This is a genomic window from Nocardia sp. NPDC003345, assembly GCF_053589395.1.
Genome location: NZ_JBSFRU010000344.1, coordinates 1 through 6,630, shown reverse-complemented (window position 1 = coordinate 6,630; position 6,630 = coordinate 1). Strand labels below are relative to the sequence as shown.

Annotated in this window: 11 protein-coding genes; 10 read left to right on the top strand and 1 reads right to left on the bottom strand. The window is 66.0% G+C overall.

All coding sequences use genetic code 11. From position 1 onward, the window contains the following. The 10 genes from ACWDU1_RS27380 to map form a co-directional block, all read left to right on the top strand. On the top strand, positions 1-429 hold a 429-nt coding region (locus tag ACWDU1_RS27380; RefSeq protein WP_450002811.1), incomplete at its 5' end, for a carboxypeptidase-like regulatory domain-containing protein. Positions 430-732: 303 nt separating this feature from the next. After that, entirely contained in the window at positions 733-1,131 is a 399-nt protein-coding gene (rpsH, locus tag ACWDU1_RS27375; RefSeq protein WP_062977139.1) for a 30S ribosomal protein S8, read from the top strand. 15 nt (positions 1,132-1,146) lie between these two features. Further along, positions 1,147-1,683: a 50S ribosomal protein L6 gene (gene rplF, locus ACWDU1_RS27370; RefSeq protein ID WP_450002809.1), complete on the top strand. Its 537-nt coding sequence runs from the start codon at positions 1,147-1,149 to the stop codon at positions 1,681-1,683. A 2-nt stretch (positions 1,684-1,685) separates the two neighbouring features. Then, the gene (gene rplR / locus ACWDU1_RS27365) at positions 1,686-2,093 is read left to right on the top strand and encodes a 50S ribosomal protein L18 (protein ID WP_450002807.1); all 408 of its coding nucleotides are present in this window, start codon (positions 1,686-1,688) and stop codon (positions 2,091-2,093) included. A 46-nt stretch (positions 2,094-2,139) separates the two neighbouring features. Beyond that, positions 2,140-2,790 (top strand): 30S ribosomal protein S5, encoded by a 651-nt coding sequence (gene rpsE / locus ACWDU1_RS27360; RefSeq protein WP_450002805.1) that lies wholly within the window; start codon positions 2,140-2,142, stop codon positions 2,788-2,790. Positions 2,791-2,792: 2 nt separating this feature from the next. Beyond that, positions 2,793-2,972: a 50S ribosomal protein L30 gene (gene rpmD, locus ACWDU1_RS27355; RefSeq protein ID WP_450002803.1), complete on the top strand. Its 180-nt coding sequence runs from the start codon at positions 2,793-2,795 to the stop codon at positions 2,970-2,972. Position 2,973: 1 nt separating this feature from the next. After that, positions 2,974-3,417, top strand: a complete 444-nt coding sequence (gene rplO / locus ACWDU1_RS27350; protein WP_450002801.1) for a 50S ribosomal protein L15 — start codon at positions 2,974-2,976, stop codon at positions 3,415-3,417. A 165-nt stretch (positions 3,418-3,582) separates the two neighbouring features. After that, positions 3,583-4,908, top strand: a complete 1,326-nt coding sequence (gene secY, locus ACWDU1_RS27345; RefSeq protein WP_450002800.1) for a preprotein translocase subunit SecY — start codon at positions 3,583-3,585, stop codon at positions 4,906-4,908. Next, positions 4,905-5,465 (top strand): adenylate kinase, encoded by a 561-nt coding sequence (locus ACWDU1_RS27340; protein WP_450002799.1) that lies wholly within the window; start codon positions 4,905-4,907, stop codon positions 5,463-5,465. The genes secY and ACWDU1_RS27340 overlap by 4 nt, the downstream gene beginning before the upstream one ends. A gap of 52 nt (positions 5,466-5,517) precedes the next feature. Continuing rightward, entirely contained in the window at positions 5,518-6,318 is an 801-nt protein-coding gene (gene map / locus ACWDU1_RS27335; RefSeq protein WP_450002798.1) for a type I methionyl aminopeptidase, read from the top strand. A gap of 11 nt (positions 6,319-6,329) precedes the next feature. Here the strand turns inward: map and ACWDU1_RS27330 are convergent. Next, the coding region (locus tag ACWDU1_RS27330; protein ID WP_450002796.1) for a D-aminoacyl-tRNA deacylase at positions 6,330-6,630 on the bottom strand (301 nt) is incomplete at its 5' end.

Sequence of the window (6,630 nt, the reverse complement as noted above, 5' to 3'; positions counted from 1 at the left end):
ACCTTGGCCGTGAGTGCCTTCGGGTACCACCCGACTGCGGTATCGGTGCAGGTCACCGGCCGTGATACCGCTCGCGTCGAGGTATTGCTGCGTCCGGGGGTGCGGGTGTCCGGTGTGGTCACCGGCGGGGGCCGTCCGCTGGCGCACGCCCTGGTCACGCTCACCGATTCGCTGGGCAATGTGGTCGAGACACAGGTCACCGGTGCCGACGGCGGATATGTCTTCGGCAACCTGGCCGAAGGTTCGTACACGGTGGTCGCCACCGGATACGCCCCGGCCACTGCCCAGGTGCGGGTGGGGGAGAAGGATATCGAGGGTATCGATATGCGGCTCAGCGCCGACGGTATCGGCGATGCCACCGATACCGCCGCGACCGGTATCGAGGAATCGCTGGACGAGCTGCCGGAGGTCCACAAGACCTCCTGGTGAGTCCGGCGCCGGTGCACAGGGGTTCGAGCCGCCGCTCGGGCCCCTGTCGCCGTCGCGGGACCCGCGATCCCCGCGCCGGGCCGGACCCCGATTTTGCCGAGCGCGGGGCGCCTCCTACACTAGACCGGTTGCCAGGGCACCTCTGTGCCCGTGGGCGGTCCCGTGCGGACGGCCCGGGCGATACGAACTCATCCGGCGGCGACTGCCGTCCGGAACCAGCCGAATTGCTGTAGGCCCACGGCTCACGCCCTGTGCGCGGGTGTTGCATGGGAACCGCGGCGAGAAAGGTGTCGAGGTCGAACTATGACCATGACCGATCCGATCGCAGACTTCCTGACACGTCTGCGCAACGCCAACTCGGCGTACCACGATCAGGTGAAGGCCCCGCATTCGAAGCTCAAGGCGAATATCGCCGAGATCCTGAAGCGCGAGGGTTACATCGCCGACTACCGCACCGAGGACGCGACCGTGGGTAAGGCCCTCGTCGTCGACCTCAAGTACGGCCCCAGCCGGGAACGCAGCCTGCAGGGCCTGCGCCGCGTCTCCAAGCCCGGTCTGCGCGTGTACGCGAAATCCACCAACCTGCCCAAGGTCCTGGGCGGCCTCGGCGTGGCGATCATCTCCACGTCGACCGGTCTGCTCACCGACCGTCAGGCGGCTCAGCAGGGAGTAGGCGGGGAAGTCCTCGCCTACGTCTGGTAAGGGGAGGTACGGACAATGTCGCGTATCGGTAAAGATCCCGTGGTGCTCCCCTCCGGTGTCGAGGTGACCATCAACGGCCAGGACATCGCGGTGAAGGGCCCGAAGGGACAGCTGTCGCTGACCGTCGCCGAGCCGATCACCGTCGCGCAGGAGGACGGCCGGCTGGTCTTCTCCCGCCCCGACGACGAACGCCGCAGCCGCTCGCTGCACGGCCTGACCCGGACGCTGGTCGACAATATGGTCACCGGTGTCACCAAGGGCTACGAGAAGAAGATGGAAATCTTCGGCGTCGGCTACCGCGTGCAGCAGAAGGGCAGCAACCTCGAGTTCGCCCTCGGCTACAGCCATCCGGTGCCGATCGAGGCGCCCGAGGGCATCACCTTCGCGGTGGAATCGCCCACCAAGTTCTCCGTATCCGGGATCGACAAGCAGAAGGTCGGCCAGATTTCGGCGGTCATCCACGGACTGCGCAAGCCCGACCCGTACAAGGGCAAGGGCATCCGCTACGCCGGTGAGGTCGTTCGCCGCAAGGTCGGAAAGACGGGTAAGTGATCATGGCGCAAACCGAGAATCAGAAGGCCAAGCGGATTCCGCTGGGCAAGGATGCTTCCACTCGCCGGCGGCTGTCGAAGACGCGTCGCCACTTCCGCCTGCGCAAGAAGATCGAGGGCACCAGCGTTCGTCCCCGGCTGATCGTGCACCGCTCCTCGCGGCATCTGCACGTGCAGCTGATCGACGACTCGGCCGGTCACACCCTCGCTTCCGCCTCGACCATCGAGGCCGATGTGCGGGCGCTCGAGGGCGACAAGACCGCCAAGGGCAAGAAGGTCGGCGAACTGATCGCCGAGCGCGCCAAGGCCGCCGGTGTGGAGGCCGTGGTGTTCGACCGCGGTGGCCACGACTACCACGGCCGGATCGCGGCGCTCGCCGATGCCGCTCGGGAAGGCGGGTTGAAGTTCTGATGACCAACATGACTGCACATACCTGTGTGAACGGAAGGAACGTCTGATGCCGGGACGTCAGCGGCGTGACGGCGGAAACGGACCCGCCGGACAGAACTCGAGCGGCCCCGACGGGGGTCGCGACAACCGCCGGGGCGGCGGCGACCGCCGCGGTGGCGGCGACCGTCGTAACGATGCGGCCGAGAAGAATCAGCTCGAGCGCGTCGTAGCGATCAACCGTGTCTCCAAGGTGGTCAAGGGTGGCCGTCGCTTCAGCTTCACCGCCCTCGTCATCGTCGGCGACGGCAACGGGCTCGTGGGCGTCGGCTACGGCAAGGCCAAGGAAGTTCCCGCGGCCATCCAGAAGGGCGTCGAGGAAGCGCGCAAGAACTTCTTCCGCGTTCCGATGATCGGCTCCACCATCACCCATCCGGTGCAGGGCGAAGCGGCGGCCGGTGTGGTCATGCTGCGCCCGGCCTCCCCGGGTACCGGTGTGATCGCCGGTGGCGCCGCGCGCGCCGTGCTGGAATGCGCGGGCATCCACGACATCCTGGCCAAGTCGCTCGGTAGCGACAACGCGATCAACGTCGTGCACGCGACCGTTGCCGCGCTCAAGATGCTGCAGCGTCCGGAAGAGGTCGCGGCCCGCCGTGGTCTGCCGATCGAGGACGTCGCTCCCGCGGGCATGCTGCGTGCCCGTGCCGGACAAGGAGTCTGACGATGGCAGATCTCAAGGTGACCCAGATCAAGAGCACGATCGGCGCCAAGCAGAATCAGCGGGACAGCCTGCGCACCCTCGGCCTGCGGGGGATCCGCAAGTCGGTGGTTCGTGAGGACAATGCCCAGAACCGTGGGCTGATCAACGTCGTGCGCCACCTCGTAACAGTTGAGGAGGTCTGACATGACCATCAAGTTGCATCACCTGCGTCCGGCTCCGGGCGCGAAAACCGATAAGACCCGCGTGGGTCGTGGTGAGGGGTCCAAGGGTAAGACCGCGGGTCGCGGCACCAAGGGCACCAAGGCGCGTAAGAACGTGCCGGCCGCGTTCGAGGGCGGGCAGATGCCCATCCATATGCGGCTGCCGAAGCTGAAGGGCTTCACCAACCCGTTCCGGGTGGAATACCAGGTCGTGAACGTGGGCGCCATCGCTGAGCTGTTCCCCGAGGGCGGCACCGTCGGCAAGGACGAACTCGTCGCCAAGGGTGCTGTTCGTAAGAACCAGCTGGTGAAGGTGCTCGGCGAAGGGGAGATCTCCGTCGCCGTTCAGATCAGCGCGGACAAGTTCTCCGGCTCCGCCAAGGAGAAGATCACCGCAGCCGGTGGCACCGCCACCGAACTGGGCTGACGTTCGCAGTTGAAAGGCACAGCGCGCCGGACGAGTGCAGGCTCGTCCGGCGCCACTGTTAGAGTTCAAGTGTTGTCTGCCAAGACCCGTCATGGGTTCGGCGATTCCGACCGGGACACGCTGAAAAATTCCATGGCCTGACCATGTCGTTCGCCAGGAGGATCTGTGCTTTCCGCCTTCGTTACGGCCTTCCGGACCTCGGACTTGCGGCGGAAGATTCTCTTCACGCTGGGGCTCGTGGCGCTGTACCGCGCCGGTGCCGCCCTACCGTCACCGGGCGTCGACTACAGGGCGGTCCAAGAGTGCATCGACCTGGTGTCCGGTGGTGATTCGGCCGGTATCTACCAGCTGATCAACCTGTTCTCCGGTGGTGCGCTACTGCAGCTGTCGGTGTTCGCGATCGGCATCATGCCCTACATCACAGCGAGCATCATCATCCAGTTGCTCACCGTGGTCATCCCTCGTTTCGAGGAACTGCGCAAAGAGGGCCAGGCCGGTCAGACCAAGATGACGCAGTACACGCGTTATCTCTCGATCGCGCTGGCGGTCCTGCAGGCCACGGGTCTGGTGGCGCTCGCCGCGCGCGGGCAGCTGCTGCAGGGCTGCCAGCAGGACATCCTCGCCGACACCAGTATCTTCGGCATGATCATCATCGTTCTGGTGATGACCGCCGGCGCGGCGCTGGTCATGTGGTTCGGCGAGCAGATCACCGAGCGCGGCGTCGGCAACGGTATGTCGCTGCTGATCTTCGCCGGTATCGCGGCCCGTATCCCGGACGAGGGCAAGAACATCCTGGACAGCCGCGGCGGCCTGATCTTCGCGCTGGTGTGCGTCGCGGCGCTGGCGATCATCGTCGCCGTCATCTTCGTCGAGCAGGGCCAGCGCCGGATCCCGGTGCAGTACGCCAAACGCGTGGTGGGCCGCAAGATGTACGGCGGTTCCTCGACCTATCTGCCGTTGAAGGTGAACCAGGCCGGCGTCATCCCGGTCATCTTCGCCTCGTCCCTGCTGTACCTGCCGAACCTGATCGCCCAGCTCACCGGCTCGAACACGGCCGAGGATCCGAGCTGGTGGCAGGAGATCATCCAGAAGTATCTGGTGAATCCCGGTAACCCGGTGTACATCGCGATCTACTTCGGGCTTATTGTCTTCTTCACCTACTTCTACGTCGCCATCACCTTCAACCCGGAGGAACGCGCCGACGAGATGAAGAAGTTCGGCGGCTTCATCCCGGGCTACCGCCCCGGCAAGCCGACGGCCGATCATCTGACCTACGTGCTCAGCCGCATCACCCTGCCCGGCTCCATCTACCTCGGTCTCGTCGCCGTGCTGCCGAACCTGTTCCTGGATATGGGAGCGTCCGGCGGTGGCGCGCAGAATCTGCCGTTCGGTGGTACCGCGGTCCTCATCATGGTGAGCGTCGGCCTGGACACCGTGAAGCAGATCGAAAGCCAACTCATGAATCGCAATTACGAAGGGTTCCTCAAGTGAGAGTTGTACTACTCGGGCCGCCGGGAGCGGGCAAGGGCACTCAAGCCGTGCTGCTATCGGAGAAGCTGGGCGTACCACATATCTCTACCGGGGATCTCTTCCGCGCGAATATCGGCGAGCAGACGCCGCTGGGTCTGGAAGCGAAGCAGTACATGGACGCCGGCGAACTGGTGCCCAGCGATGTGACCAACCGTATGGTCCGGTCCCGGGTGGGCGAGCCCGACGCCTCGCGCGGATTCGTCCTCGACGGCTACCCCCGCACGGTGGATCAGGCCGACGCACTGGCGAAGATCCTGGACGAACTGGGCAGCGAACTGGACGCGGTCCTGTGCTTCGTGGTCTCCGAGGACACCGTGGTCGAGCGGATGCTGGCCCGCGGCCGCTCCGACGACAACGAGGACACCATCCGTACCCGGCTGCGTGTCTATCGCGACGAGACCGAACCGCTGCTGAACTACTACGACGGTCTGGTCGTGACGGTGGACGGTGTCGGCGAGGTCGACGAGGTCAATACCCGGGCCCTCGAGGCACTGGGCCGTAATGCCACGACCGGTTGACGTGGTTGCCGGGTCGGGCGTCGCACCATCGGTGAGGGAGAGCTGACCCGATATGGTTTTCGGTCGTAAGAGCAAGAAAGTGGTGCCGTTCCGCACCACCGGTGAACTCGACGCCATGGCCGCGGCCGGGGCGATCGTCGGCCGCGCGCTGGTGGCGGTGCGGACCGCCGCCGCGCCCGGCGTCAGCACCCTGGAGCTCGACCAGATCGCCGAAACGGTGATCCGGGATGCGGGGGCCGTGCCCTCGTTCAAGGGCTACCACGGTTTTCCCGCCTCGATCTGCGCGTCCGTGAACGATCGGGTGGTGCACGGTATCCCGTCGGAGCTGGAGGTGCTGGCCGCCGGCGATCTGGTGTCCATCGATTGTGGCGCCATTCTCGACGGCTGGCACGGCGATTCGGCATGGACATTCGGTGTGGGCGAGCTCTCGGAGGCCGACCGGCTGCTGAGCGAGGCCACCGAGAAGTCGATGGTCGCGGGAATCGCGGCGATGCTGCCCGAGAACCGGCTCACCGATATCTCGCATGCGATCGAACTCGGCACCCGGGCCGCGGAGAGCGAGCACGGCCGGCCCTACGGCATCGTCGACGGTTACGGCGGGCACGGTATCGGCCGGGAGATGCACCTCGACCCGTTTCTGCCCAACGAGGGCGAGCCCGGTAAAGGTCCTCGCCTGGTGGTGGGTTCGGTCCTGGCGATCGAGCCGATGCTCACGCTGGGGACCTCCGATACCAAGGTGCTCGACGACGACTGGACGGTGGTCACCACCGACGGGTCGCGGGCGGCGCACTGGGAACATACGGTCGCGGTCACCGAGGACGGGCCGCGGATCCTCACCCTGCGTCCCGAATAGCAACGGTCCGTTCAGAGCTCCAACAGGATCGTGACGGGACCGTCGTTGCTGAGATCGACCTGCATATGCGCGCCGAACCGGCCGCATGCCACTTCCGCGCCCAGTTCCCGGAGCGTTTCGGAAACAGTGTCGACCAGAGGTTCGGCCACCGGCCCCGGGGCCGCCGCGGACCAGGACGGCCGCCTGCCCTTCCGGGTATCGGCGTAGAGCGTGAACTGACTGACGACGAGAATCGGGGCCCGCAGATCCGCCGCGCTGCGTTCGCCGTCGAGTACGCGGAGCCGCCAGATCTTGTCGGCCATGGTCCGCGCC

Bases quoted from the DNA above. Each gene is read 5' to 3' on its own strand.
- rpmD (WP_450002803.1), top strand. From the start codon at position 2,793: ATGGCAGATCTCAAGGTGACCCAGATCAAGAGCACGATCGGCGCCAAG.
- rpsE (WP_450002805.1), top strand. From the start codon at position 2,140: ATGCCGGGACGTCAGCGGCGTGACGGCGGAAACGGACCCGCCGGACAG.
- map (WP_450002798.1), top strand. From the start codon at position 5,518: ATGGTTTTCGGTCGTAAGAGCAAGAAAGTGGTGCCGTTCCGCACCACC.
- rplF (WP_450002809.1), top strand. From the start codon at position 1,147: ATGTCGCGTATCGGTAAAGATCCCGTGGTGCTCCCCTCCGGTGTCGAG.
- rpsH (WP_062977139.1), top strand. From the start codon at position 733: ATGACCATGACCGATCCGATCGCAGACTTCCTGACACGTCTGCGCAAC.
- rplR (WP_450002807.1), top strand. From the start codon at position 1,686: ATGGCGCAAACCGAGAATCAGAAGGCCAAGCGGATTCCGCTGGGCAAG.
- rplO (WP_450002801.1), top strand. From the start codon at position 2,974: ATGACCATCAAGTTGCATCACCTGCGTCCGGCTCCGGGCGCGAAAACC.